The organism is Flavobacterium algoritolerans (genome assembly GCF_030010385.1).
Taxonomy (GTDB): domain Bacteria; phylum Bacteroidota; class Bacteroidia; order Flavobacteriales; family Flavobacteriaceae; genus Flavobacterium; species Flavobacterium algoritolerans.
Map to the genome: position 1 here is coordinate 823,570 of NZ_JASCRZ010000001.1, position 26,737 is coordinate 850,306.

Annotated in this window: 22 protein-coding genes; 6 read left to right on the forward strand and 16 right to left on the reverse strand. The window is 33.9% G+C overall.

The features are described from left to right. The first annotated feature begins 1 nt into the window (after window position 1). Together pyk and QLS65_RS03560 are read left to right on the forward strand one after the other, a co-directional pair. Complete coding sequence (pyk, locus tag QLS65_RS03555; RefSeq protein WP_282711048.1) at window positions 2-1,432, forward strand: pyruvate kinase; 1,431 nt, start codon at window positions 2-4, stop codon at window positions 1,430-1,432. A gap of 176 nt (window positions 1,433-1,608) precedes the next feature. Beyond that, window positions 1,609-2,379, forward strand: a complete 771-nt coding sequence (locus tag QLS65_RS03560) for a Bax inhibitor-1/YccA family protein (protein WP_282715245.1) — start codon at window positions 1,609-1,611, stop codon at window positions 2,377-2,379. Between the two features lie 59 nt (window positions 2,380-2,438). Here the strand turns inward: QLS65_RS03560 and QLS65_RS03565 are convergent, their stop codons facing one another. The 3 genes from QLS65_RS03565 to QLS65_RS03575 form a co-directional block, all read right to left on the reverse strand. Next, the gene (locus tag QLS65_RS03565; protein ID WP_282711050.1) at window positions 2,439-2,954 is read right to left on the reverse strand and encodes a PAS domain-containing protein; all 516 of its coding nucleotides are present in this window, start codon (window positions 2,952-2,954) and stop codon (window positions 2,439-2,441) included. Between the two features lie 95 nt (window positions 2,955-3,049). Next, on the reverse strand, window positions 3,050-4,132 hold the full coding sequence (dinB, locus tag QLS65_RS03570; RefSeq protein WP_282715247.1) for a DNA polymerase IV: 1,083 nt from the start codon (window positions 4,130-4,132) through the stop codon (window positions 3,050-3,052). 53 nt (window positions 4,133-4,185) lie between these two features. Continuing rightward, complete coding sequence (locus tag QLS65_RS03575) at window positions 4,186-6,276, reverse strand: recombinase (protein ID WP_282715249.1); 2,091 nt, start codon at window positions 6,274-6,276, stop codon at window positions 4,186-4,188. A gap of 390 nt (window positions 6,277-6,666) precedes the next feature. Here QLS65_RS03575 and QLS65_RS03580 point away from each other — a divergent pair, with 390 nt between their 5' ends. After that, window positions 6,667-7,134 (forward strand): CYTH domain-containing protein, encoded by a 468-nt coding sequence (locus QLS65_RS03580; protein WP_282715251.1) that lies wholly within the window; start codon window positions 6,667-6,669, stop codon window positions 7,132-7,134. Between the two features lies 1 nt (window position 7,135). Here QLS65_RS03580 and QLS65_RS03585 read toward each other — a convergent pair whose 3' ends face one another. The 11 genes from QLS65_RS03585 to uvrC all read right to left on the reverse strand — a co-directional run bounded on the left by QLS65_RS03585 (window position 7,136) and on the right by uvrC (window position 23,693). Further along, a complete protein-coding gene (locus QLS65_RS03585; RefSeq protein WP_282711054.1) occupies window positions 7,136-7,618 on the reverse strand; it encodes a septal ring lytic transglycosylase RlpA family protein in 483 nt (160 codons plus the stop codon). An 81-nt stretch (window positions 7,619-7,699) separates the two neighbouring features. Continuing rightward, entirely contained in the window at window positions 7,700-8,134 is a 435-nt protein-coding gene (locus QLS65_RS03590; RefSeq protein WP_282711055.1) for a hypothetical protein, read from the reverse strand. A gap of 93 nt (window positions 8,135-8,227) precedes the next feature. After that, the gene (locus tag QLS65_RS03595) at window positions 8,228-11,470 is read right to left on the reverse strand and encodes a TonB-dependent receptor (RefSeq protein ID WP_282715254.1); all 3,243 of its coding nucleotides are present in this window, start codon (window positions 11,468-11,470) and stop codon (window positions 8,228-8,230) included. A 366-nt stretch (window positions 11,471-11,836) separates the two neighbouring features. Beyond that, window positions 11,837-13,480: a glucose-6-phosphate isomerase gene (gene pgi, locus QLS65_RS03600; protein WP_282711058.1), complete on the reverse strand. Its 1,644-nt coding sequence runs from the start codon at window positions 13,478-13,480 to the stop codon at window positions 11,837-11,839. A 187-nt stretch (window positions 13,481-13,667) separates the two neighbouring features. Then, window positions 13,668-14,888, reverse strand: coding sequence for a M23 family metallopeptidase (locus QLS65_RS03605; RefSeq protein WP_282715256.1), 1,221 nt, complete (start codon window positions 14,886-14,888; stop codon window positions 13,668-13,670). 20 nt (window positions 14,889-14,908) lie between these two features. Further along, window positions 14,909-15,844, reverse strand: a complete 936-nt coding sequence (locus tag QLS65_RS03610) for a tryptophan 2,3-dioxygenase family protein (protein WP_282711060.1) — start codon at window positions 15,842-15,844, stop codon at window positions 14,909-14,911. Next, entirely contained in the window at window positions 15,844-16,614 is a 771-nt protein-coding gene (locus QLS65_RS03615; RefSeq protein WP_099716243.1) for a DUF3108 domain-containing protein, read from the reverse strand. Before QLS65_RS03615 ends, QLS65_RS03610 begins: the two co-directional genes overlap by 1 nt. Window positions 16,615-16,909: 295 nt before the next feature. Continuing rightward, on the reverse strand, window positions 16,910-18,070 hold the full coding sequence (gene hppD / locus QLS65_RS03620; RefSeq protein WP_099714116.1) for a 4-hydroxyphenylpyruvate dioxygenase: 1,161 nt from the start codon (window positions 18,068-18,070) through the stop codon (window positions 16,910-16,912). Between the two features lie 204 nt (window positions 18,071-18,274). Then, on the reverse strand, window positions 18,275-19,432 hold the full coding sequence (locus tag QLS65_RS03625; protein WP_282711061.1) for a homogentisate 1,2-dioxygenase: 1,158 nt from the start codon (window positions 19,430-19,432) through the stop codon (window positions 18,275-18,277). 188 nt (window positions 19,433-19,620) lie between these two features. Further along, window positions 19,621-21,819, reverse strand: a complete 2,199-nt coding sequence (locus tag QLS65_RS03630) for a patatin-like phospholipase family protein (RefSeq protein ID WP_282715258.1) — start codon at window positions 21,817-21,819, stop codon at window positions 19,621-19,623. Window positions 21,820-21,893: 74 nt separating this feature from the next. Next, on the reverse strand, window positions 21,894-23,693 hold the full coding sequence (uvrC, locus tag QLS65_RS03635) for an excinuclease ABC subunit UvrC (RefSeq protein WP_099714113.1): 1,800 nt from the start codon (window positions 23,691-23,693) through the stop codon (window positions 21,894-21,896). 127 nt (window positions 23,694-23,820) lie between these two features. Between uvrC and QLS65_RS03640 the strand changes: the two genes are divergently transcribed. From QLS65_RS03640 to QLS65_RS03650, 3 genes are read left to right on the forward strand one after another with little or no spacing between them, the layout of a single operon-like run. Next, window positions 23,821-24,804, forward strand: a complete 984-nt coding sequence (locus tag QLS65_RS03640; RefSeq protein ID WP_282715261.1) for a succinylglutamate desuccinylase/aspartoacylase family protein — start codon at window positions 23,821-23,823, stop codon at window positions 24,802-24,804. After that, window positions 24,794-25,360 carry a 5-formyltetrahydrofolate cyclo-ligase gene (locus tag QLS65_RS03645; RefSeq protein WP_282715263.1) on the forward strand — a complete coding sequence of 189 codons (567 nt, stop codon included), beginning with the start codon at window positions 24,794-24,796 and terminating at the stop codon, window positions 25,358-25,360. Before QLS65_RS03640 ends, QLS65_RS03645 begins: the two co-directional genes overlap by 11 nt. 43 nt (window positions 25,361-25,403) lie before the next feature. Continuing rightward, the gene (locus QLS65_RS03650) at window positions 25,404-25,598 is read left to right on the forward strand and encodes a hypothetical protein (RefSeq protein ID WP_099714110.1); all 195 of its coding nucleotides are present in this window, start codon (window positions 25,404-25,406) and stop codon (window positions 25,596-25,598) included. Between the two features lie 70 nt (window positions 25,599-25,668). Here QLS65_RS03650 and QLS65_RS03655 read toward each other — a convergent pair whose 3' ends face one another. Beyond that, the gene (locus QLS65_RS03655) at window positions 25,669-26,265 is read right to left on the reverse strand and encodes a lipoprotein signal peptidase (RefSeq protein ID WP_099714109.1); all 597 of its coding nucleotides are present in this window, start codon (window positions 26,263-26,265) and stop codon (window positions 25,669-25,671) included. An 85-nt stretch (window positions 26,266-26,350) separates the two neighbouring features. Then, window positions 26,351-26,731 carry a TraR/DksA family transcriptional regulator gene (locus QLS65_RS03660; protein ID WP_099714108.1) on the reverse strand — a complete coding sequence of 127 codons (381 nt, stop codon included), beginning with the start codon at window positions 26,729-26,731 and terminating at the stop codon, window positions 26,351-26,353. Window positions 26,732-26,737 lie beyond the last annotated feature (6 nt).

The following is a 26,737-nucleotide window of genomic DNA, read 5'->3' on the forward strand; positions in this document are numbered from 1 at the left end:
AATGCTTACAAACAAAAAAACAAAAATTGTAGCCACACTTGGGCCCGCATGTAGTACAAGAGAAATCATAAAAGACATGATTGATGCCGGTGTAAATGTATTTAGAGTGAATTTTTCACATGCTGACTACAATGATGTAAAAGAAAAAATTAATATCATACGAGGTCTTAATGAAGAATTTGGCTATACAACTGCAATCCTAGGTGATTTACAAGGACCTAAACTTCGCGTAGGAGTTATGGAAGAAGGTGTAGTAGTACATGATGGTGATTTAATTACATTTACTACCGCCGAAGACATTCTTGGGACAGCAAAGAAAGTATTCATGAAATACCAAAACTTTCCAAATGATGTAAATCCTGGAGAAAGAATTTTGCTTGATGATGGAAAACTTATCTTTGAAATCGTTGAAACTGATAAAAAATCAGAAGTGATAGCAAGAGTAATTCAAGGTGGTGAATTGAAATCTAAAAAAGGAGTAAATCTGCCTAACACAAAAATTTCTCTTCCTGCAATGACTGAGAAAGATATAGCAGATGCTATTTTTGCTATTGGACAAAACGTTGATTGGATTGCACTATCTTTTGTGAAAACACCAAGAGACTTACAAGATTTACAGGAATTAATTGCGCAACATTCTGAATATAAAATTCCAATTATCGCCAAAATAGAGATGCCGGAAGCATTAGAAAATATTGACAAAATTGTTGCGTATTGTGATGCATTAATGGTTGCTCGTGGAGATTTAGGAGTTGAACTTCCTGCACACGAAGTCCCTTTAGTTCAAAAAGAATTGATTCGCAGAGCTAAAACAGCTCGTATTCCTGTTATCGTTGCTACACAAATGATGGAAACAATGATCACAAGCTTGACGCCAACACGTGCAGAGGTAAATGATGTTGCAAACTCAGTTATGGATGGTGCAGATGCTGTAATGCTTTCTGGAGAAACTGCTACTGGAAATTATCCTGTTCAAGTTATCCAAAAAATGACTCAAATCATTGAAGCAGTAGAAGACTCTCCGCTAATTCAAGTACCACAAAACACACCGCAAATTAAAACAAAACGTTTTATCACTAAAACAATTTGTCATCATGCTGCAACTATGGCTAACGTTATCAAAGCAAAAGCTATCTGTACATTAACAAATAGTGGTTATACGGCTTTCCAAATTTCGGCTTGGAGACCGAATGCACATATTTTAGTTTTTACCTCTAATAAAAGAATCCTTACACAACTTAATTTATTATGGGGTGTAAAATCTTTCATGTACTCCAAAGATGTAAGCACGGATGATACCGTAACTGATATCAATGAGATTGTAAAACAAAAAGGTTTTGTTCAAAAAGGAGATTTCCTTATCAATCTAGCAGCAATGCCAATTAAAGATAAAGGAATGGTTAACACCTTGAGAGTATCCGAAATAGAATAGTTTAAAACCACCTAAAATTCTTATCCGTCTTATCTCGTTTTAAAACGAAATAAGGCGGATTTTTTTTATGCATCAATCAATGTAATAGGATTTTACTCTTAAAAAATTTTAAGACTATTTAAACAATCATCTGCAAAATAAAATTTATATTTGAACAACAAATAACCCTACAAATTATGAGTTTCAATTCTAAAAATCCATTTTTAAACAACAAAACTTTTTCAACTGCAGTTTCAAAAAATGGCGAAGTACATCAAGCTACTATCATTGACTATAACGATGAGATGACTTTATCAGGCACCATCAATAAAAGTTTAATCTTATTTTTACTGCTTACCGCTTCTGCAACTGTAATCTGGTGGTTAACTTTTAACGGAATGAATCCAATGGTTCCAGCAATTGGCGGTGCTATTGTTGGATTAGTTTTAGTGCTTATTTCTACTTTCAAACCACAGTACTCTCCATATTTAGCTCCAGGATATGCTTTGTTCGAAGGATTATTTATTGGTGGAATTTCAGCAATATTTGAAGCTATGTATCCTGGAATCGTAATTCAAGCAGTAGGCGCCACTTTTGTAACTTTTATGGTTTGCCTAGGATTGTATAAATACAAAATTGTAAAAGTAACAGAGCAATTCAAATCGGTTGTTATAGCTGCTACATTGGCTATTGCCACCTACTACCTTATATCTTGGGTGTTCTCTATGTTTACCAGTTTTGTTCCTGTGCATTATGGAAACTCAATGATGAGTATTGGAATCAGTATTTTTGTTATTGTAGTTGCCGCTTTAAATTTATTTTTAGATTTTGACCGAATAGAAAAAGGAACAGCACAGAAAATGCCAAAATACATGGAATGGTATGGCGCAATGGGATTAATGATTACACTTGTTTGGTTGTATATAGAATTTTTAAGATTACTGTCAAAACTGAACAGTAAAAATTAAAACCATCATGAGAATTTATTAAAAGAGAAAACCTTTCCAAATAGGAAAGGTTTTCTCTTTTATGCTGCTTTCTCAAAAGCTATGTAGTGGCTTAACTGCCCTTTAATATTGAAGACTGGAAATCCTTTTATCAAACAGGCATAGACATCCCCATTTTTTTTATAATTCATCACCGTTTTTTCAAAAGGTTGTTGAAGCGATATAGCTGTCCTGATTTCATTCGAAACTGTCAAATCAGTTGCTGAACCTTGAAAAATCTTAGGATTTTTACCCAACACTTCTGCTTCTGCGTAACCATTCATTTTTATCATATTATGAGAGGCAAAAACAATATTTAGTTTAGTATCTGTCAAAATTACTACCTCTTCTCTCAATCTTGTTTTCAAATCCCAATTATCATTAATCCATTTACTTTGAGAAGCCAAAGAGTTCAGTTTTTTTAAATCCACAAAAATATTTTTTATTAAACCTAAAAAATCATTATGGAAATTCCAAGAAGAGACAGGGACAGTTCTCACACTTAAACCACTGTGATATCTAGCAATAGCCTCTTCATATTCTTTAAAATTATTCATGTCATTTCTTGTTAAAGATTCAAATATAATTTTATTTACAAAAAGAAAGCAACATATTCCAGACTTTAACCATTGTTGAACGAGCTAATTAGTTCCTAAAAATCAAATTTTAGCTGCACGACAACAAACTTTTTCTCTTCAGTGTTTAAATTACTGAGTGAAATTCCGAGTAATCGAACAGAATCTTTCATCCGTTCTTGATACAACAACTCCTTCACAATTTCTAAAATTAATCCTTTATCTGAAATAAAATAAGGCAACGTTTTACTCCGAGTTTGTTGTGTAAAATCACTGTATTTTATTTTTAAAGTAATTGTTTTACCGGCTAAATTGTATCTTTTTAATCTTTTTTCCAATGCCGCGGCAATAACCTCTAATTTCTCAATCATGAAAATTTCTGAAGACAGATTAACGTCAAAAGTATGTTCAGCGGCAACTGATTTTGTAATTCGGTTAGATTTCACTTCGCTGTTATGAATTCCTCTTACAACATTGTAATAAAAATTTCCAGATTTCCCGAAATGCTTCTCCAGGAATTCTAATGTTTTGCTTTTCAATTCCACTCCCGTAAAAATCCCCAGTTGGTACATTTTTTCAGTGGTTACTTTTCCAACACCGTGAAATTTCCGAATAGGCAATTCTTCTAAGAACCTAATAACTTCATCCGGATTGACCGTTTTTTGACCATTTGGTTTGTTGTAATCACTGGCAATTTTAGCCACAAACTTATTCACTGATATTCCTGCTGAGGCCGTCAAGCCCACTTCGTCAAAAATACGCTGTCTTATTTCCTGTGCCAATAACGTAGCACTAGGATTCCCTTTTTTATTATTGGTTACGTCTAAATACGCTTCGTCAAGCGACAATGGCTCAACTAAGTCCGTATATTCATAAAAAATCTTTTGAATTTTACTCGAAATTTCCTTGTATCTGTCAAAACGTGGTCGTACAAAAATAAGTTCCGGACAATTTTTTTTGGCCATAACACCACTAATAGCGCTTCGAACTCCAAATTTTCTGGCTTCATAACTTGCCGCAGCAACAACACCTCGGTTTTCTGAGCCACCTACAGCAATAGGCTTCCCTCGCAATAATGGATTATCCATTTGCTCTACTGAAGCATAGAAAGCGTCCATGTCAACGTGTATGATTTTTCTATTTGGAATTAATTCCTGCATCTAAACTGGTTGAATATGCACTGTTTTTTCGAATGATTTAGTAACGCTAAAAATTATTTTTGATCTTCCACATGTAAATAGTTTTCTACAACTTCCGATTTATTTTTCTTTTCTGTTGGAAAAAAGAAACTAATGGGCCTCGACTTGAAATGATTCCAAATGGAAACTGTGACAAATCGCAATTCGAATAATGAGATGGCTCTAGAACGAAATGCAAGTCCTAGTGAAAGACTAAAACTTACTATAAAGTTAACCAATCCTATAATACCAATCCCAAAAACACCCCAGAATAACATGGAGTCACTTACCGCATAATTCGCACCGTATAAAGCCAGAGCGAGATTTCCGCTTCCAAAAGTGATGTGTCGAATATCAAGATTCAATCCTAAAAACAAACCTATAGAGGCTGTACTGCCCATAAATATTCCAAACCAGAAATTTGAAATAATCCCAGCCCATCTTTTTCTATATAATTTAGCTAATTTAACCGTTCTGTCTTTTCCCAAACTCCTTTTCAGCAAAGGGTGTTCAGTAATTCGGAAATACACTTGATTGTGTTTGTCCCTGTTTGCAATACTTCCGGAGATGATTCCTGATAAAAATAAAAACACTCCGGCAATAGCCGCATGAAATATGGCTAACGAGTGAATAGGACTCAAATCAATAAGTAACCCTTCCCATTTAGTTGCAGCAATATTATACTGAAACGCATAATCAATACCCCAGATTCCAAGTAGCGAAACCGGAAAAGCCATGATTACATTGCCCACAAAAGCGATAAACTGAGAACGAAATACACGTGCAAAAAGAATAGCAAAAGCTTTGTACTTTTCAGCATCTTTCCCTTTTTTTATAACACCTTCCTCCAGTGCTTTTATTAAAGCTGAAGCTGTCATCGCCGGTTGTTTTGTCGCTAGCGTAAAACCTAAAAGATAAATGGCAATAAATCCAAAAGCATAATTCATGCTATAAAGAAAAGCATGCCCAAAAAAACTGGTGTCAGCTTTAGAAAGCAAAACTTTAATAATGCATAAAATCCCTACTATAAATCCTCCTCCTAAAGCAGTTCTAAACATTTTGAAATACTCCTTACGGCTTTCAGTAATATAATGTTCACCGGTTTTAGCTGTATGTTGCGTTATTTCATAGGAAATGAGTTGGGTGCTTTCGCCAATAAACTTCCTGACATTATTCTTATAGCAATTGTACTTAATTAAGTGGAGAGCCAATGCAATTCCATTGTTTTTTTTATCATTCCCTTTTTCTATAATCAATAACGAAATTAAAAACCTAAGCCGAACTAATTGCTGTCTAATTTTTAATAAATTCTGATTTACACGAAGCGAAATGCCATATTTTGAACTGTTATGAAATGCTTTCGCCACAAAGTCTTCACATTGCTTATGCAAAACCAATACCTGAGCATAGGACAAATCATCAGACTTAATAAAATGATTTTCGGAATTTCTGATTCTGTCTTCAATTAGGAATAATTCCTTTTCAAAAGCTGTAAAAGGACTTTCATAATCATCAAATTCCGGCACCATTTTGATAACATCCGTTTCCAAGGCTCGACCACTAATGCGTTGCGTGATTAAATCCATTGCAACTAATACTTCCGACAAAACAGAATTAGGTTCAACACTTTCATAAATTGATTTAAATTTTAAAAGTCCATATAATTCTTCCAATTGACTTGATGGAATTTTGTTAATCCAAATGGTATCATTGGCTAAATGGAAAACCTGATTCAGTATGTATTCTAAAGTATCTTTTTGGGGCTGGTAGGGTAAAAATTTAGCGAATATTCTTTTTTTGACTTCAAAAATAAAGTCCACATCCTGCAGAATAGCTGCATCAGAAAGTATTTTATTGAATTTTTTGTCTTTTACTATTTCTTTCAGATAGATTGAAAATTGTTCTCTGCAAGAATCATTTTCATTGAAAAAGGAAATGATTTCCTGTAAATCAACCGTTTCCAGATTTTTAATTTTCAAAGGTCTAATCAGCCTGATTAATTCGATTAAAGGTTCTAAGTTATCCTCTGTTTCACGCCAGGATTGGCTTTCTCCGAAAAACTTAATCAGTAGTGTTGCAGGTGTTGGCTTAGATTTTACTTTGAAAATTGGCATATTAAAATTCATTCGGTTTTTGTAAAAATACAAATCGACGCAATAACTTCCATTAACTTATTCATAAAATAACTGTTAAACTAGATGCAAACTATCCTTTATACACAATTAAGGCACTAAAATATATTTGCTCGAAAACTAATTCATGGTATAATTAAGACTATTGTTTTTGATTATACAATCTTAACGGAAGATATTAAAGCCCGAAAAATAGAAATATTTGATACCTTTGAGTTTCTGGATTAGCCCAGATAGAAGTGGAAATCTTCGATTGAAAAAAACTATTTTTTCTTTTTAAAAAAGAGCGACCCAAGAAGCTCCTTTTTTAAAAATAGAAAAAAAGTTTTATGATTGAGAAATTGAAACGAATAGCTGGATAAAGCTCCAAAATATTTATAAAAAATGATTGAAATAGAAAGAAAATTTTTGGTTTTAAACGATTCATTCAAAGCTGAAGCTTTCGCACAAAATCATATTGCGCAAGGGTATTTGAGTTCTGCACCAGAACGCACGGTGCGTGTACGCATAAAAGGCGACAAGGGGTATTTGACCATAAAAGGGATTTCGAATGATTCCGGCATGTCCCGTTTTGAGTGGGAAAAAGAAATTCCTGTTGCTGAAGCAAAGGAATTACTATTGTTATGCGAGAAAGGTGTTATTGATAAAACCCGTTTTGAGATAAAGCGAGGCGAACATATTTTTGAGGTTGATGAATTTTATGGCGAAAATGAAGGCTTGATTGTCGCTGAAATTGAACTTGATTCTGAAATAGAAACTTTTGAAAAACCAAGTTGGCTGGGTGAAGAAGTAACTAATATCAATCGCTATTACAATGCTTATTTAAGTTCTAATCCATACAAAAAATGGTAATTTAATTACTTAATACTGCTATTGTAACTTGCATTCCTCCACTACTTTTATTGGAAGCTATATCCATAAATGCTCGTTTTGAAAGATCAATTTCTCTAGATTTTACAAATGGTCCTCTATCAGTAATTTCCACAATTACAGATTTTCCATTTTTTTCATTAGTCACTTTTACCTTAGTGCCAAAAGGAAGTTTTTTGTGTGCTGCAGTGTATTTGTTATTATCAAATTTCCTACCGCTTGTTGTGCGTTTTCCATTAAACTTGTCAGCATAATATGACGCATGTGCTTCTTTTTTATAGATTTTAAATTTTCCTAATGAAGTTATTAAAGAATCTATTTTATTTTCTTGCAATTCAATAATTGCTTTACCCTTCTTGAGCGTATCTTTTTGTGTTGCTGCTTTTTGTTTTTCTGAGATTGAACTTTGGCTGCTGACTAAGCTAATAATTGCAAGTAAAAAAAATAATGTTATTGCTTTTTTCATATATATCGTATTAGTTAAATCTATTTTACAAAAACCATACCTAGATAAAAAAAGCCCTATTTCTAGAGCTTTAATTGGTTTTTAAAACCAAATTTTCCATGGAATTCTACTTAAAATAAGTACTAATCCTAAACCATAAAAAATGGAGAAAGTTTTGAATTTTGATTCACTAGCTATTAATTTTTTGTGCTTAGACCAACCAATTGTAATTAGAACAATCGCAATAATATTTATTAAAGGATGCTCTAAAGCCAATAACCTGCTTTCAGTTGTCAATCCACCCATTCCAACTGCTTTTATCATATTTAATCCATTTGGAGACACGAAATATAAAATCAACCCAACTAATAATTGAGTATGTATTGCTATTAATGCAAACAATGCAATTTTCCTGTCTTTTGAAGTAAAATCTTTTTTAGAAGACATTCCAATAAAGGAATTAACAACTGCGATCAATAATACTAAAAGTGCTAAATAAGCCCAACCTGAATGGAATTTTTGAATAAAATCGTACATAAATAATGTTTTTGTTTTAACAAATATAAGAAAAAAAGGCATAAAAAAAACCCTCATTTCAATGAAATGAGGGTTCCAATATTTTAAACTAAACTAGTTGAACGTATAACGAACACCAGTTTGCATTTGCCATCTTGAAGAGTTAAGACCAACATCATCAACTTGGTTAATACTATTTCCTACAGTAGGATTGTAACTAAATGTAGGGGTGGTAGTACCTGTTAAGAAACCAACTTGTGTTAACAACTGTACTTGGTCATTGCTTGTAAAATATCTTTTACCCCAATTTTTATTTAAAAGGTTTGTAAAGTTAAAAATATCAGCAGTAAACTCTAGTGTATGTTTCTTTTTACCTATGTTAAAAGTAAATTCTTGAGCGAATTTTAAATCTACAACATGACTTGTTTTTAAACGGTCACCATTACGCTCAGCATAACCACCTTTTCTACCTCTTAAATACTCATTACCATCTATAAAAGCACTTAAAGCATCCCATTGCAATTGTGGTGATAATGGATTTGCAGTAGTAGAAACAAGTCTAATTTCACTTTGAGCAGCTGGAATATAAATCAATGCTGAATTAGAGAAAGTATCCTGCAATAAACGACCAGAATCATTATAAACATAACTGATTGGAGTTCCTTGAGCACCTTCGTAGAATACACCTAATCTAGATTTAGTGAATTTACTCCATTTGAATGTTGCATTACCGTTAGAAATAACTCTTCTTCCAGGATCGAAATCAGATCTTGAGAGCGCTAAATAGTTTGCACCATTAACTGTTTCAGTATTATTCCATTGTGAACTGTTTTGAGAAGAAGTTGCATCAAGTAGAACAGTAGATTTACCGTAAGAATAAGTTCCAGAAATGTTAGCATCAATGAAATCAGATCTGAAATTTTTAGTCAATGTAAAAGCTATATTATATGCTTTCCCTTCGTCTGTATTTGAAGCAAGATACACTCCTAAATAAGAAGGATCTACTCTGCTGTTTCCATTATAACGAGGTCTTGTATCAGCTCCCGTTAAAGTGCTTGAAGCAGCTCTAATATTTAAATTCTCATAAGTGATTGCACTAATATTATCATTATAAGTAATTTCAGATGTCAAAACGAAACCTAATGGTAGTTTTTGATCAACAGCAAAACTCGCTTTGAATACCTGTGGTAATTTGAAATCTTTTGCAAATAAATCAACATTACCTCCAGTACGTCCTGAACCTGGACGTGGGAATGATGCCGGAAGCGGTGCAATTTGACTAGCAACACTTGGATTTGGATTGAATGTAGGCATTCCTGTAGGACTTGTTATAGAAATAGCTCCCTGAGAAACACCATTGTTATTGTAAGTACCACCTGGCCACACTAGAGGTAATCTAGAAGTAAATATTCCAAATCCACCTCTAAACTGAGTAGATTTTTTCCCATTGAGATCATAATTAAATCCAAAACGAGGTGCAAAGTGAGCAGAATTTCTGATACCTTGTCCAACAGTCGCTCCTTGTAAATTTTTACCAGCAGCCTGTAACAAAGGTATTGTTCTGTTATTAAAATCAACATTTCCTACTCCGTCTTCCCATACCGGAATATCTACCCTAACACCATAAGAAACTCTAAGACTACTGTTAAGTTTCATATCATTTTGAATGTAGAATCCGAATTGTTTTGTTCCAAATTCAGCTGCTCCTTGAGAATCATCACCTTCACCACCAATTAAAGAATAGTTTAATTGAAATCTATTCGGTTTTGCATCATTTAAAAAATCATTTAAATTCGCATATCTGTATGATCCAAAATTATTACCGAAGAAAACATTTCGAGAAGATGAAAATTCATTATGAGTACCAATAGTTATTTTACTCATTCCAGCATTAATTTCAAAATTATCTGAAATAGTCAATGTTTTTTGACTTAAGAAATTTGCTGTTGAAAAACCTTCAGCTCCAAAGAAAATACTTTGATTAGCACCATCAAAAATCTGTACAGAAGGAAATGGATCTCCAGCTGCATCTCTATCGTCGATTACATTGGTGTAAGCAACAACTAAATTATTTGAAAATTTATTCCCAAATCTTGAATTTAATTCTAAAGCTGTAGAATTAGTTGTAGAATTAAACAACTGACTACCATTTATAAAACTTATTGAAGTTGCAGAAGATCTACTTGGTGAAAAATTCTCCGCCTTTACATAACTGTGTTTTAAAGACAATTTGTGATTGTCATTAATATTCCAGTCTAATTTACCAATGATTTTATCACTTACAAGTGTTCTTACATTATTCTCAAAAGAACCCGGATCATAGCCATAAGAAGCTAGTTTAGTTCTTAATTCTCCAAGTCTATTTAATGATAATCCTGTATAAGTGGAAGGATCAAAAGGCTGTGGAGTTTCATTGTCTTGTTTTTCATAATTGATAAAATAAAACAGTTTATCTTTTATTATTGATCCACCAGCACGAACTCCATAAGTCTGAGCTGAGAAATCAGCTAATTTTTGTCTTCCGTTAACTCCTGCTAAAGACGGAGGTGTTTTTGCTGCTAAATTTTCGTCTCTGTTAAAAAAGTAAGCAGATCCTTCAAAATTATTCGTTCCAGAACGAGTGATGGCACTAATTGCTCCACCAGCAAAACCAGATAGTTTTACATCATAAGGAGCAACACTTACTTGAAATTGCTCAATTGCATCAATAGAGATAGGACTTACTCCTGTTTGACCTCCATTAGTTCCATTTGCAGCTAATCCAAAAACGTCATTACTTACAGCCCCATCAATGTAAATAGCATTGAATCTATTATTTTGACCTCCAATAGATAAAACATCATCACCTCTTAATTGAGCCTGTGGTGTTAGTCTTGCAAAATCTGAAATATTTCTAGATAAAGAAGGCAATGCTTTAATCTTATCTGAATTAATTACTGTTTGAGCTCCTGTTCTTTGTGAATTAAAAGTATTATCTCTTGAAGTTCTAACTACAACCTCTTGTAATTCATTTGATTCTTCTTGCAATACAACTTTAAAATCTTTAGTATCACCTAATTGAAGATAAACATCACTATCCTCAAAAGTTTTAAATCCAACAAAAGTAATTACAATTTTGTACGGACCTCCAACTCTCATGTTTGATATTCTGAAGTTACCTGTACCATCTGTAGATGCAGTGTATCGAGTACCTGATGGAGTGTGGGTTGCAAGAATTGATGCTCCTGGTAAGGTTTGAGAGTCCTTATCATAAACATTACCACTAATAGAAGAGGTAGTGTTACCCTGAGCATAAGCTCCAGAGTTAGCAAACATTAGTACAACTAGAATTAAAAATAATTTTAATAATTTTTTCATATTGTTTAGTTTATTAATATTTGGCAAAAATATAACATTTTTGGTTTAAAAAGTTAACACAACGTTAAGAAAAACATCTTTTCGATTAGGATTTTTATCTTAAATTTATTTTGGGTATTTTTTTATTAAAAAATATAATTATTATTTATTATACTGGTTTTTTGTTAATATTTTAACTAAAAAAGTAAAAATAAATTTAAGCAAAATACGAGGCTATTTTTTTAAAAATCACTAAAACAGAGTGCCTTATAAACAAAAAACCCTGATTTAGATAAAATCAGGGTTTTTGACTTCTTTTAAAAAGTAAAAAAAATTTAAATTATAAAATATCTTATGAAATTGTAGAGACAAACAACATAAATCACTCTATTTATTCATCAGAAAATGATTCAATAAAAAAGCTGTAGAACTGTCATGATTTTTGACTGTTTTTGTATTAATTTCATCCAAAATTGAATTAGCTAATTGTTTTCCTAATTCCACTCCCCATTGATCAAAACTAAAAATATTCCAGATAATTCCTTGCACAAAAATCTTGTGTTCATACAAAGCAATCAAAGAACCCAACGTTTTTGGTGATAATTTCTGGATTAAAATAGTATTGGTAGGCTTATTACCGGCGAAAACTTTAAACGGTAAAAGAAATTTAGCTTTCTCCTCTGAAATACCTTGTTTATCAAATTCAGCTTGAACTTGTTCTCCAGATTTTCCATGCATCAACGCTTCCGTTTGTGCAAAAAAGTTAGACATTAGTTTATCGTGATGATCATAATCACCATATAAAGGAGTTATAAACCCAATAAAATCTGCAGGAATTAATTTTGTTCCTTGGTGAATTAACTGAAAAAAGGCATGTTGCGCATTCGTTCCAGGCTCACCCCAAATGATAGTTCCTGTTTGATAGTTTACCGGCTTCCCATCACGACCCACACTTTTACCATTGCTTTCCATAGTCCCTTGCTGTAAATAAGGAGCTAATTTCTGCAAATATTGTGTGTAAGGAATTACAGCTTCACTTTCGGCACCAAAAAAATTATTGTACCAAACGCTCAATAAAGCCAATGTTACCGGCATATTTTTGTCGAAATCAGCTGTTTTAAAATGTTCGTCCATTTCATTGGCTCCTTGCAATAATTCATCAAAATTATCGTATCCAACAGCTAAGCTTATTGTAAGTCCAACAGCACTCCACAAAGAGAACCTTCCTCCAACCCAATCCCACATAGGAAATACATTGCTTGGATTTATCCCAAACTCTGTTACTTTTTCGATATTGGTTGAAACCGCAACAAAATGCTTGGCCACATCTTCTTGAGTAGCTGATTCTAAAAACCATTTTCTGATAGTTTCAGAATTAGTTAATGTTTCTTGTGTGGTAAATGTTTTAGAAACAATTACAAAGAGAGTCGTTTCTGGGTTTAATTTTTTTATAATCTCATTTACATGATCACCATCCACATTTGAAACAAAATGAACGTTAAGATGATTTTTATAAAATTGCAAAGCCTCAACAGCCATAACAGGGCCCAAATCTGAACCTCCTATACCTATATTAACTACATCCGTGAACGGTTTTCCTGTATAGCCAGTTCTTTCACCCGAAGTAACTTCATTAGTAAATACTTTTATTTTACTTTTTACTTCATAAACTTCAGAAACCACATTATCTCCATCAACATTAATAACTGCTGATTCTTTGGCTCGCAATGCAGTATGAAGCACCGCTCTATTTTCGGTTTGATTGATTATTGCACCATCAAAATAATCAGCAATAGCACTTTTAAGTCCCACCTCATCCGCTAATTCTAATAATAACTGAAGCGTTTCTTGAGTGATAATATTTTTTGAATAGTCAATTAAAAAATCATTCCATTTCAAATTGAATTTTTCAGTTCTGGTTGCATCCAATTGAAATAATTCTTGCATTGAAGCTTTTTGCATTTCGTTGTAATGCATTTCAAGTTTCTTCCAAGCGCTTGTTTCTGTTGGGTTTATTGTATTTAAAGCCATTTATTAGGTAGTTTGTAGTATTATTTAAATTTGGCAAAAATACTGAAATTAGTTTAAATGCTAAATGAGTTTACGATTATATAACAATTTAGCAGGAAAAACACTAAATAGTGACCATCCCACAATCACCTATGTGTTTCTATTTTACTGTCAAATAAGTCTTTTCAACTTATTTATAGTTGCAGAATTATAAATTAGCAACGCTATCTAATTGGAATTTTAACGGAGTTATTTGTTTAATAAAACGACTTTTATTATTTCCAGTCATAGGCTCGCCAGTTGGCAATTTTAATCGCAATGCATCAACCTGCACACCATTTTTCCAAAATCGATAACATACATGCGGGCCAGTTGCCAAACCTGTGCTTCCCACCAAACCGATAACCTGTCCTTGACTTACACGTTGCCCTCGTCTCACTAATATTTTTGACATGTGCAAGTATTGTGTCGAATAGGTTCCGTTGTGTTTCACCTTTACAAAATTCCCGTTTCCGGCAGTAAAACCACTTTGCTCTACAACTCCGCCAGCCGTTGCAGTAATTGGCGTACCGCGTGGCGCTGCATAATCCGTTCCTTTATGCGCTTTCCATCTATGCTGAACAGGATGAAATCTACTGGTTGAAAATCGAGAGGATATTCTACTGAATTTTATTGGAGACTTAAGAAAGAAATTTTTCAACGTTTTCCCATCTTCATCGTAATACTCTATTTTATCTGAGTCTGGATTTTGGGCAAAAGGAAATGCATAAATAATTTTTCCCTTGTATTCAAAAAAGGAAGCTTCCAGTTCTTCCACACCGTCATAAACAGTATCATTTATGAATCGTTCCGTAAAAGTTATCGCAAAACGATCTCCTTTTTTGAGTTTCATAAAATCGATGGAGTAGGCGTAAATTTTAGAGATTTTACTCGCCAATGCTCCTTCAATCTTGGCATTACCTAAGGTTTCTGACAATGACTCTTTCAAAACTCCGCCAATGGTGCGTCGTTTAATCGTAATGGGTTTCGTTTTTTTATAAACAACAACAGCCGTATCACGTAAATCAACTACATAATAGTTTAATGCATCCGGCTGATAGATAAAAACCTGTAAATCATTCTTCTTATTTTTTGACCGAAGTATTGTAAAAGGCCTATTTATCCTGATGGTTCTCACATCAAAAGTATCTCTTCCTTTAGCGATAATATCATATACTTCTCGCTCTCCAATATTTTGTTCTTCCAGTAAAGTACCAAAAGTATCTCCCTTTTGTATCGTATCCTGAATGACATTAAAATCAGAATATTCAAACCCAAACTCTATCTTTTTAACTGCTGGTTTAATAATTTCTTTTTCTAGAATCTCATCAGATTTATTACAAGAAATCAAAGAAAATAATACTATAATTGCTAATAATACTTGTTTCAAACTATGTTTTTTTATTCAAATTATTTTTCTTCTCCCCAATGCGCCAGTTCTTCTGCCGACCATAATTCCGGAAAAAATATCCTGCGTTGGTATTTTGGGTGCATGTACTTTTTCCAGTCACTTCCTCCTGTCGCTTCTCCATCACCTTTACCGCTCTGATCTATATATTTCTTTGCGGTATTCAAATGTTGCATTACCCAAGTAATATTCACTGTATGGTCATAATGACGCATCGCTAAAATTAACTCTGGATTTTTTTGATCTAAATCTGGAAGTTGTTTGAATTTTTGCCAAATGTTTATGGTGTTATATTCTTCCATATGATTCAGGAACATTTTCTTATATTCTCTTTCGAATTCCTCCAGTAGAAAAGATTTTTTACCCGTGTGATAATCTTTTCCGGCTGCTTGCCAATACAAATGCTCTAAGGCAAATTCATAAGGCGTATTCCTGTCTATTGAATCTCTATAACGGTGATCGATAAGATTTATTAGGTCTGTAGAGGAAAATTCTATTAAACGGTATTGTGCGCTTTGAAAACCACTGGCAGGAGTTAGCGTGTTTCTAAATTTCATATATTGATTTACTTCCATTCCGTCTCCCATAATACTGAAAGAAGTCGTTAGCATATCAAAATATCGGCTGATTCTCATTAATCTTTCAGTAAAAAAATCAGTTTGAATATTTTCACAATAGGAAATTTGGCGCATTTCCCAAAGTATCATCTTAAATATCAATTCATTCACCTGATGATACATAATAAAAACCATTTCATCAGGAAGCGTTGTTCTTTGAACTTGAAGACTTAACAATGCATCTGTTTGTATATAATCCCAATACGTAATTGGTTTTGACCATAATAATCCTTCCAGTTGCGTCTCTGTTTTTTGATTTATTGCTTGGTATTTTATTTCAATTTCCTTTAAAATCGCTTCTGAACTATCAATATTATTCATTATTTATTTGTTTTAAAAGGATACTTCAATCCTCTATATGCATCTATATCTGCTTTTATAGAACCTACTGCCAAGCTGGCTTTTATTCTGATTGGTAATTTATTATCGTCATCTGAAATCCAAACCGTAAGACTTTCTTGTTCTTTAAAAACACGTCCCGATTGTACCAAAGGTCTAAAAACCATCGTTGACACTACCCCAAATTTAGTGGTAATATTTTCACGGCCCATAAATTTTAGCTTGAATTTAGTAGTTTCATCATCAAAAAACATATCAATCGCAACTGACTCTCCTATTTTCAACTTATCAATTCCAGGATAATTCCTTAGATAATAGAAAGTAGACAAAATGTCTTGTGTGTTTTTAGGAACGTAAAGTGTTTTCTCTGTTTTATGCTTGTAATCTTTGACAAGGACTTTATTTGTAGACTGATTAAAAAAGCCTTCTTGGTTTTTAGTATACCCGCCTTCATTAATTTTTCGGACAAACTGGTATGGATTTCTGGTATCCTTATCAATATAGCTTTCGTATAAGTCATCTACTTTAAAGAAAAATCGAGACATTCCGGTAGTATATCCTCTACCCACAACATGAAACGTCTTTCTGTTATTTACTGTAGCGTCTTTTACTTCCAATGTGGCGTAGCCGGCATTTACTATTCCATAATGAATTCGAAATTTAAACCACTCCCCCACATCATAAGCATCCTCTTTTGGAGAATCAAAACTTACGGTCAATATCACTACAAAGAATAGTATTATTTTTTTCATCATTACTTTATTCGTCAATTTATTGACTCTAATAGCAAATTTTGTTCCAAATATATTAAAACAAAAAAACTCAGTCAAATAATGACTGAGTTTTTATGCTATTAACTAACCAAAAAACTATAAACTATGAAATTTATATGAAATCAGGAAGGAAACCACCCCTTCCCTTTTTGCGAGTGCAAAGGTAGCTAACAAATTCAGTTATTTTAGTGAAAAACAAAGTTTAACACAACATTTGTAAAAAAACACGTTGTTCATCGGTTATTTTTTCACAATATGTAAAAATAATGCTTTTTTATAACGTTCCTCGTAATTGCTGTTCTCTCTCGATTGATTCAAATAGCGCTTTAAAGTTACCTGCACCAAATCCTTTGGCTCCCATTCTTTGTATAATTTCAAAAAACAAAGTTGGTCTGTCTTGTACCGGTTTTGTAAATATTTGCAGTAAATATCCTTCTTCATCGGCATCAACCATAATGGCCAGTTTTTCGATTTCGTTCAAATCTTCTTTCATCATTTTCATGTGGTCTCCCAATCGTTCCGGAATTGCTTCGTAATAGGTATGCGGAGGAGCAGATAAGAATTCGATTCCTCTTGCTTTCAATTGCGATACGGTTTTGATAATATCATCCGTTGCAATAGCGATATGCTGAATTCCAGGTCCGCCATAAAAGTCCAAATATTCCTCTATTTGTGATTTTTTCTTTCCTTCGGCAGGTTCATTGATTGGAAATTTGATTCTTCCGTTTCCATTAGACATCACTTTACTCATCAACGCCGAATATTCGGTATTGATTTGTTTGTCATCAAAAGAAAGGAAATTTACAAATCCCATGACGTCTTCATAGAACTTAACCCAAGTATTCATTTCGTTCCAACCCACATTTCCTACCATGTGGTCTATGTATTTTAAACCTGTTGGTTCTGGATTGTAATCAGATTTCCACTCCTTATAACCAGGCAAGAAAACACCAGTATAGTTTTTGCGCTCTACAAAAATGTGAACTGTTTCTCCGTATGTATAAATCCCTGAACGTATTACTTCTCCAAATTCATCTTTCTCCACTGTAGGTTCCATGAAAGAACGGGCGCCACGTTTCATTGTTTCTTCGTACGCACTTGTGGCATCTTCTACCCAAAGTGCCGCTACTTTTACTCCATCACCATGTTTTCTCAAATGATCGTGTATAGGAGAATCTTGTGTTAATGGCGTAGTTAATACGATGCGAATCTTATCTTGTTTTAGCACATAAGATGTTCTGTCTTTTACTCCTGTTTCTAATCCGGCATAAGCCAATGACTGGTAACCAAAAGCAGTTTTATAATAATGTGCCGATTGTTTTGCGTTTCCTACGTAGAATTCTACATAATCGGTTCCTAATAACGGAAGGAAATCTTGTGCTCCTTCAAATATTTTTTCTAGTCCGTATTCTACTGATTTTACTTCTTTTGACATGGTATTTATTTTTTGATTCGGTAACTCTAATTCTGTAACGCAGTTGATGGTACTACATTAGATTTACGCGGATTTATTAATTTTAAAAAATATTGTTATTTACTCTAAAGTCCTAGCCCTGATAGAAGCGGCATCCTTTTTCTGGTCTCGTTTTTTTAACCAGACCAGAAAAAGATAAAGCGTACAGCAGGAAATAGCTCCTTATTACTCTACCCAAGATTTGTAATACTGACCATCGTCTAATCCCATAGCTTCTTCGGTTACCATTAATGGGCGAAAAGTATCGACCATTACGGCTAATTCGTGAGTTTCTGTATGACCAATGCTACGCTCCATTGCTCCAGGTGCGGGTCCGTGCGGAATCCCTTTTGGATGCAATGTAATGTGTCCTTGCTCGATATTGTTGCGGCTCATAAAATCGCCATCTACGTAATACAAAACCTCATCACTATCAATATTACTGTGATTATAAGGTGCCGGAATTGCTTTTGGGTGGTAATCATATAATCGTGGACAGAACGAACAAACTACAAATGTTGACGTTTCAAATGTTTGATGAACCGGCGGCGGCTGGTGCACGCGGCCTGTTATAGGCTCAAAATTGTGAATGCTGAATCCGTAAGGAAAATTATATCCGTCCCAACCTACTACATCAAAGGGATGCGTGGCGTAAACGAATTCATGAATCATTCCTTCTTTTTTGATTTTGATTAGAAAATCTCCTTTTTCATCGTGCGTTTCTAATTCTGTTGGCAAAATAAAGTCGCGCTCGCAAAATGGTGAATGCTCTAAATGTTGACCTGATTCATTCTTATAACGTTTTGGCGTATAAAATGGCGCAAATGATTCGACATAGAAAAGTCTATTTTCGGTTGTTTCAAAATCAATTTGATAAATCATTCCGCGAGGAATAATCAAGTAATCACCATATTCGAAAGGGATATTTCCCATCATGGTGCGCAATTTTCCTTTTCCTTTGTGAATGAAAATCATTTCATCAGCATCGGCATTTTTATAGAAATAGTTGCGCAACGATTGCCTTGGCGCAGCCAATCCTATTGTACAATCTTTATTGACTAACATCGGTTTGCGACTGTCCAGAAAATCATCTTCGGGTTTTAACTCAAATCCTTTTAATAACAATGATTTTATGTTTTTTCCAATGGCAATTTTCGGCTCAACCGAATAGGATTTTAGAATTTCCTTTACCTGTGTTGGTCTGTGAACATGATATAATAATGAAGAATGGCCGTGAAAACCTTCTGTTCCAAAAAGCTGTTCGTAGTATAAACCGCCATTTGGTTTTTCAAATTGTGTGTGTCTTTTTTGGGGGAAATTCCCCAATTTATGGTATAAAGGCATGATTTTTTTGCTTAAAAGTTAAAGTTTAAAAGTTTAAAGTTGTATTGAACTAAACTTATTTAATTAAATCAAAAAAATGCAATTTATTCAGGATTCCTCTTGATGAGAAATTGCAGATATCCTAATAAACCGCTCCAAGTTGTTTTCATGATAACAAATATCGGAATTATTATTGAATTAAATTACAATTAAAACATAAACCCGATACTAAACCAAGTATATCCTTTTGCATTTTCCGGAGACCAGGAATGTTTTACTTCTATAGGTCCAATTACCGTTTCCAGACCATAACCTACTGCATAACCTGAATATTTTGGGATTGAAATCCAATCTACCGTTTCGAAAATCCTGTCTCCAACATTAGCAAAGTTTGCCGAAAAATTGAAATGATTGTTCTTATAAAATTCATAATCAATAGTTCCTGTTGATTTTATATAACTGTTCGCCGCAATGCTCAAATAATCATACCCATAAAAATATTTGAAATTATTTATAGGATTGTATCCGTAACCTCCTAAAATAAAATTGAAAAAAGAAACGCTTTCATTCCCAAAGGAGAAACCAGCATCTGTATTCAATTTAACGGTAGCATTTTTAAAAAGTGTCGCAGCTACTCCAAAATCAGCTTTTGCAATGGAAAAAGGCTGAAAATCTCCTGTATAATTTGATGAAACCAAATACGATTGTATATCTCCTGAAAAATACCATCCTTTTTTGGGGAAATATTTATTATCAAAAGAGTCAAATTTCATATAACCAAAAAGACTTAAGTAATTACTGTTGTCAATTACCGGATCCGTATTGGCCAATGTCTCCGACTTTATTTTCAGATATTTCAATTCAATTCCTCCTCCAACTAAAAATTTCTGAACAAACAGCGATTGAAAGTAAGCCTGATTTGTCAAGTCGTGAAAATCTACATTAATCGCATTTATACCCAAAGCGCCTAAATCTAAACTGCTAATTTCTTTGGCAACATTTCTATTAAATTGATTGAACTGTGATTTGAAACCAAAACTCAAATTAAATCCATTCTCTATATAATAATCTAAATTATACCTGATATTATCTCCCAAAACGATATCCAGCGAAGTTCTGTCATTCTTAAAAAACGTTTTTTTATGGGTTAGATTAATCAAAACGGCACTCTTGAATAAATTGTCATAATGCAATCCAAATTTCAAATATGTCTTTGAAGGATTTTCTTTTAACGTTAAATTTAAATCATCCCCATTTTTATTTTCATCTAATGAGTAAGATATCGCACTGAAGTTTTGAGTTGCGTTTATATTATTTATTCCCTTCAGCAAATCATCGTAACAGGTTTTTACTCCTGGCTTAAACCTTAATTTACCAATCACATATTCTTTGGTATAATTATCTAATTCATTGCTATTGATATCTACAATTTGCAAGCTATCTGATGCTAATTTTAGATTCGGTTTCCTATACGGATTGGAATCATCAACCAGTAATTTAATTTTTTCATAAACAGAGAACGTAGCTTCTTCTCCTTTCCTGATGATTTCCTTTCCTTTATCAAAAGATACTACGCCATAATTTTTAATATCCGGTTTTATATATACATCGGTTTGTTTTACATTTTTCTTCATTCTTTCAATGGATTGAAGATTTGTAATTTGAACCAAAATTCTCGTTGCATCTTTAAGCTGGTTTCTGTCTAATAAATCATCCTGAACATCAACTCCTATGATAATTTCCGCTCCTAATTTACGAACCTCCTCAATTGGATAATTATTAATAACACCACCATCTACTAGCAGTTTTCCGTCAATTTCTACAGGAGAAAACAAAGATGGAAATGCAGAACTCGCAATCATAGCCTGCGCCAGATTTCCTTTATTCAATAAAACCTGCTCTCCAGTTTCTATATTAGTTCCAATGCACAAAAACGGAATTGGAAGTTTATTAAAATCCCTTATGTGCCTGACGTTTCTGGTAATTCTACTCAATAAATTATAATTATACATCCCTTTTGACAATGCCTCCGGAATACCTATTTTGAGTTTGTTAAACGGCAAAACGAGCGCGTATAATTCGTCATTTCTTTTTTCGTAAAAATTTTTAGAAGATCTAGGAATGAAATCGTTTAGTAATTCATTGAAATTTGTGGCTTGAAAAATGGAATCAATTTGGCTGGCATTGTAACCTGATGCGTAAAGACCGCCGATAACGGCTCCCATACTTGTTCCGCCAATGTAATCGATCTTGACACCCGCTTCTTCCAATACTTTCAAAACGCCAATATGCGCAAATCCTTTTGCTCCGCCGCCACTTAAAACTAAACCAATTTTTGGTTTCTTTTGCTCTTGCGAAAACACAGTCAAACTAGCAAAAACAATCAGTAACAGCATGATTTTCTTCATAAATAGCAATTTGGTGGTAATAGAATTTAGCAAGATCAAATATCATTTGCCCAAATATCAATAATCTAAATTAATCATTCATTTGTAGCCTTGTAAAATTCGGTAATTTTTTTGGCTTTAGACATACCTATAACGTCCGAAATTTCTTTTTCTGACGCTAATTTCAATCTTTTAACACTTTTAAAATGCTGAATTAAAGTCAGCATCGTTTTTTCTCCAATGCCAGGAATGCTTTCTATCGAAGAATTCAGTGCTGCTTTACTCCTTTTATCTCTGTGATGTGTAATCCCAAAACGGTGTGCTTCGTTTCGCAATTGCTGGATTACTTTCAAGGTTTCTGATTTTTTGTCTAAATACAACGGAATAGAATCTCCGGGATAAAACAGCTCCTCCAGTCTTTTGGCAATCCCAATTATAGCAATCTTTCCTCGTAATCCCAATTCATCAATACTTTTCAACGCTGATGACAATTGCCCTTTCCCACCGTCAATAATTATCAAATTGGGCAATGGTTCGTTTTCATCCAGCAATCTTTTGTATCTTCGGTAAACGACTTCGGTCATTGACGCAAAATCATCCGGTCCTTCGACCGTTTTTATATTAAAATGGCGGTAATCTTTTTTGCTTGGTTTTCCATCTTTAAAAACCACGCAGGCCGCAACAGGATTTGTTCCTTGAATATTTGAGTTATCAAAACATTCTATGTGTCTTGGCTCCACCGGCAATCGCAAATCTTTTTGCATTTGCGCCATAATCCTTTTCGTATGTCTATCCGGATCTACAATTTGCAGTTGTTTCAACTGTTCGATTCGGTAAAATTTAGCATTCCGAATGGACAAATCCAAAATTTGCTTTTTGTCTCCCAATTGAGGAACGGTAATTTTTATATTTTCACCCAAATCAACGTGAAACGGAACAATCACTTCTCGTGACAACAATTGAAAACGTTCTCTCAACTCGACAATCGCCAATTCTAATAATTCTTCGTCGGTTTCGTCGAGTTTCTTTTTGATTTCCATCGTGTGCGAACGAATAATCGAACCGTGAGAAATTTGCAGGAAATTCACATACGCCGCACTTTCATCCGAAACTATCGAAAAGACATCAATATTGGTGATTTTTGGATTTACTATTGTAGAACGCGATTGGTAGTTTTCAAGAACTTCTATTTTCTCTTTTATTTTTTGGGCTTCTTCAAAATGCATATCGGCGGCCAGATTGGTCATGACGCGCTTGAAATCCTTCATGCTTTCTTTGAAATTTCCTTTCAAAATTTCGCGAATCGCATCAACTTGCTTTTGGTAATTTTCTAAGGTTTCGTGACCTTCACAAGGCCCCATGCAATTCCCAATATGATATTCGAGACAAACCTTGAATTTCCCACTTTCGATATTGCTTTTACTCAAATCATAGTTACAAGTTCGCAGCGGATACAATTCTTTTATCAGCTCCAAAATAGTGCTCACGGTTTTGAAACTGGTATACGGTCCAAAATATTCTGACCCATCTTTGACCATTCTTCGAGTAGCAAAAATACGCGAAAAAGGTTCTTTCTTGATACACAACCACGGGTAGCTTTTATCATCTCGCAACAAAACGTTATAACGCGGTTGCAAGGTTTTTATCAAGTTGTTTTCCAATAAAAGGGCATCGGTCTCCGTGGGAACCACAATGTGTTTTATAGTGACAATTTTCTTTACGAGCACATTGGTTTTGGCCGTGTCGTGAATTTTATTAAAATACGAAGCAACTCTTTTTTTTATGTTTTTGGCTTTGCCCACATACAAAATCTTCCCTTCCTTATCGTAATATTGATATACGCCGGGACCGTCCGGCAAGGTTTGGATTTGTAAGGCTAAAGTTGTTGGATTCATGTAACAAAGTTAATCTCTAAAATCACGAAATACAAATCAATACTCTTGAAATCTTTCTGGCAAAATTTTTATCAGAATTTTAGTTTCTAATTCGTTATTATCGTTATTTTTATCTTTTCAAGAATCTATGATAAAAACCAATACCACACCAATCGTAATTTTCGGCGAAAGCATTATTCCTGGAGAGAGCAAAACTATCAATGTCGAAATTGCCAGACTACACACCACAACAAAACTGAACATCCCCGTTATTGTTAGACGGTCTAAAATTGATGGTCCCGTGGTACTTTTCTCAGCAGGAATTCATGGAGATGAAATTAACGGCGTCGAGATCGTAAGACAACTCATTCACAAAAAAATAAACAGACCAAAAAAAGGTACAATCATTTGTATTCCAATAATCAACGTATACGGATTTGTCAACAAATCAAGAGAATTTCCAGACGGAAGGGATTTAAACCGAGTTTTTCCAGGAAGTAAAACCGGTTCATTGGCCAGTCGATTTGCGTTCCATATTTTAGCCGAAATCATGCCAATTGTGGAATATGCCGTTGACTTTCACGCCGGTGGCGCAAGCCGTTTCAACGCACCACAAATTAGAATAGCTCATAGCAATGCCGAATTAAAAATACTAGCAGATGTATTTAATGCTCCATTTACCTTATATTCCAGAAATATAATCGGGTCATTTAGAAGTTCAAGCGAAAGAATGGATGTCAAAATGTTACTTTTTGAAGGCGGAAAATCACTTGACATTAATAATTCCGTTGCCGATGAAGGAGTTAATGGCGCAAAACGCCTATTGTCTCACCTTGGCATGTTAGATCCAAAACATACTGTAATCAAACCAAAATCGCCTTCCATCTATATTGAAAAATCAGGCTGGATCAGAGCCAAATGTTCCGGATTGTTGCACGATTATAACACAATTGGTAATTTTATAAAAAAGGGAACAATTCTAGCCACCATAACTGATCCATACGGAAAGTTTGAACGAAAAGTCAAAGCGCCAAATGATGGTTACGTAATCAACGCCAATCATTCCCCTATTGTTTACGAAGGCGATGCTATTTACCACATGTCAAACACTAATGAAGAGGATGAAGAATAAAAAAGAATTGCGACTCAAATCCAAAACCTTACGAAATGCACTTTCCGAAAATGAAATTGAGGAAATGAGTTTGGCTGTAGCCAATAAAATACTGACACTGCCTATTTGGGAGAAAACCTATTTTCATATTTTCTTACCTATTACAGAACAAAAAGAAGTCAATACCGAATTCATTCTTCACTTATTATCCGGAAAAGACAAAGAGATTATTGTTTCCAAAGCTGATTTTGAAACCCGAAACATGACTCATTTTCTATTGACTGACAACACCCGAATCAAGAAAAATGCATACAATATCCCAGAACCAACGGACGGCATTGAAGTTCCTTCGCATAAAATTGATGTGGTTTTTGTACCACTTTTGGCTTTCGACAAAAAAGGACATCGCGTGGGTTACGGCAAAGGGTTTTACGATAAATTTTTATCAGAATGTAAACCGGATGTAATCAAAATTGGTCTTTCCTTTTTTGACCCCGAAGAATTGATTACCGATGTTTTTGAAGGTGATGTAAAACTGGATTATTGTGTGACCCCGAATGAAGTTCACTCATTTTAATTTTTAATCCGTACTTTAGCAACAGATAAAATCTAATCAAGTTATGAGAACATTTAAAAATTCAAGATTTGCCGTAAGCGTTATGGTTATTCTATTTGCAGTTTCATTTTCAAACTGTAGCATTCACACCGGAACCAGCAGATCAACCTATAAAGCTAAAAAACTTCCTCCGGGTCAAGCTAAAAAAATATACGGCGGAAAAAGCGCTAAACGTTATGCTCCTGGGCAAAACAAATAAATCCAATAAAAGAAAAAGACCTGTTCAAATTATGAATAGGTCTTTTTTTATATTGTGAATAATTTTGAATCTAATTGTGATGAAATGCTTTTTTGTTGAAAAAAATCAAGATTCCAACTCCTGTTGAAATTGCCATATCGGCAACATTGAAGATAGCATTAAAGAAAGTAAATTCTTTTCCGCCCCAAATTGGCAACCAACTTGGTAAAGTTCCGTGCCAAAAAGGGAAATAAAGCATATCAACTACTTTTCCGTGAAACCAAGTTCCGTAAGGTTGATCCGAAAACAAAGTAGCTAATTGTTGTTGACTGTCATCAAAAATAACTCCGTAAAAAACAGAATCGATGATGTTCCCGAAAGCTCCAACAAGAATTAAAGAAATAGCAACAATTAAATAATCTGAACTCTTCTTTTTCACTGAATCCCACAACCAATATCCAATTCCACCAACAGCGGCGATTCTAAAAAGAGTTAAAAACAACTTTCCATAAGCTCCCGGGATTTGAACACCCCAAGCCATTCCCTCATTTTCAATGAACAGAATTTTGAACCATTTGAATACTTCAACTTCTTCTCCTAAAATAAAGTTAGTTTTAATATAAATTTTAGAAACTTGATCAACAAGCAATAAGATAAAAATAAGGAGATACGCTTTTCGTAATGACATTTTATAAATTTTAATGGCGCAAAAATAACAATTTAATCAAAAAAAACGCTCCCAATGGAGCGTTAAATCTTGTTTAACAAGAGGCTTATCGTTGCAAGTTCTTTGCTTCGATACTCATTGTTGCATGAGGAACGATTTTTAATCTTTCTTTCCCAATTAATTTGCCTGTAACTTTACAAACTCCGTAAGTTTTATTTTCTACACGGAAGAGTGCATTTTTCAAATCACGGATAAACTTCTCCTGACGAATCGCCAGTTGTGAGTTTGCTTCTTTAGACATTGTTTCGCTTCCTTCTTCAAAAGCTTTGAATGTTGGCGAAGTATCGTCAGTTCCGTTATTTAAATCATTCATATACGCACTTTTTATCAAATCTAAATCTAATTGTGCTTTTTGAATTTTGTTAAGGATTATCTCTTTGAACTCTGCTAAATCAGCTTCAGAGTATTTTGTAGCTTCATCTACCATCTTTGT

Excerpts from the sequence above, each read along its gene's own strand:
- QLS65_RS03660 (WP_099714108.1), bottom strand. The coding sequence starts at position 26,731 with ATGGTAGATGAAGCTACAAAATACTCTGAAGCTGATTTAGCAGAGTTC.
- QLS65_RS03645 (WP_282715263.1), top strand. The coding sequence starts at position 24,794 with ATGAAGAATAAAAAAGAATTGCGACTCAAATCCAAAACCTTACGAAAT.
- QLS65_RS03590 (WP_282711055.1), bottom strand. The coding sequence starts at position 8,134 with ATGTACGATTTTATTCAAAAATTCCATTCAGGTTGGGCTTATTTAGCA.
- QLS65_RS03615 (WP_099716243.1), bottom strand. The coding sequence starts at position 16,614 with ATGAAAAAAATAATACTATTCTTTGTAGTGATATTGACCGTAAGTTTT.
- QLS65_RS03610 (WP_282711060.1), bottom strand. The coding sequence starts at position 15,844 with ATGAATAATATTGATAGTTCAGAAGCGATTTTAAAGGAAATTGAAATA.
- QLS65_RS03575 (WP_282715249.1), bottom strand. The coding sequence starts at position 6,276 with ATGAATTTTAATATGCCAATTTTCAAAGTAAAATCTAAGCCAACACCT.
- QLS65_RS03640 (WP_282715261.1), top strand. The coding sequence starts at position 23,821 with ATGATAAAAACCAATACCACACCAATCGTAATTTTCGGCGAAAGCATT.
- uvrC (WP_099714113.1), bottom strand. The coding sequence starts at position 23,693 with ATGAATCCAACAACTTTAGCCTTACAAATCCAAACCTTGCCGGACGGT.
- QLS65_RS03585 (WP_282711054.1), bottom strand. The coding sequence starts at position 7,618 with ATGAAAAAAGCAATAACATTATTTTTTTTACTTGCAATTATTAGCTTA.
- pyk (WP_282711048.1), top strand. The coding sequence starts at position 2 with ATGCTTACAAACAAAAAAACAAAAATTGTAGCCACACTTGGGCCCGCA.
- pgi (WP_282711058.1), bottom strand. The coding sequence starts at position 13,480 with ATGGCTTTAAATACAATAAACCCAACAGAAACAAGCGCTTGGAAGAAA.
- QLS65_RS03655 (WP_099714109.1), bottom strand. The coding sequence starts at position 26,265 with ATGTCATTACGAAAAGCGTATCTCCTTATTTTTATCTTATTGCTTGTT.
- QLS65_RS03560 (WP_282715245.1), top strand. The coding sequence starts at position 1,609 with ATGAGTTTCAATTCTAAAAATCCATTTTTAAACAACAAAACTTTTTCA.
- QLS65_RS03565 (WP_282711050.1), bottom strand. The coding sequence starts at position 2,954 with ATGAATAATTTTAAAGAATATGAAGAGGCTATTGCTAGATATCACAGT.
- hppD (WP_099714116.1), bottom strand. The coding sequence starts at position 18,070 with ATGTCAAAAGAAGTAAAATCAGTAGAATACGGACTAGAAAAAATATTT.
- QLS65_RS03580 (WP_282715251.1), top strand. The coding sequence starts at position 6,667 with ATGATTGAAATAGAAAGAAAATTTTTGGTTTTAAACGATTCATTCAAA.
- dinB (WP_282715247.1), bottom strand. The coding sequence starts at position 4,132 with ATGCAGGAATTAATTCCAAATAGAAAAATCATACACGTTGACATGGAC.
- QLS65_RS03595 (WP_282715254.1), bottom strand. The coding sequence starts at position 11,470 with ATGAAAAAATTATTAAAATTATTTTTAATTCTAGTTGTACTAATGTTT.
- QLS65_RS03650 (WP_099714110.1), top strand. The coding sequence starts at position 25,404 with ATGAGAACATTTAAAAATTCAAGATTTGCCGTAAGCGTTATGGTTATT.
- QLS65_RS03625 (WP_282711061.1), bottom strand. The coding sequence starts at position 19,432 with ATGCCTTTATACCATAAATTGGGGAATTTCCCCCAAAAAAGACACACA.
- QLS65_RS03630 (WP_282715258.1), bottom strand. The coding sequence starts at position 21,819 with ATGAAGAAAATCATGCTGTTACTGATTGTTTTTGCTAGTTTGACTGTG.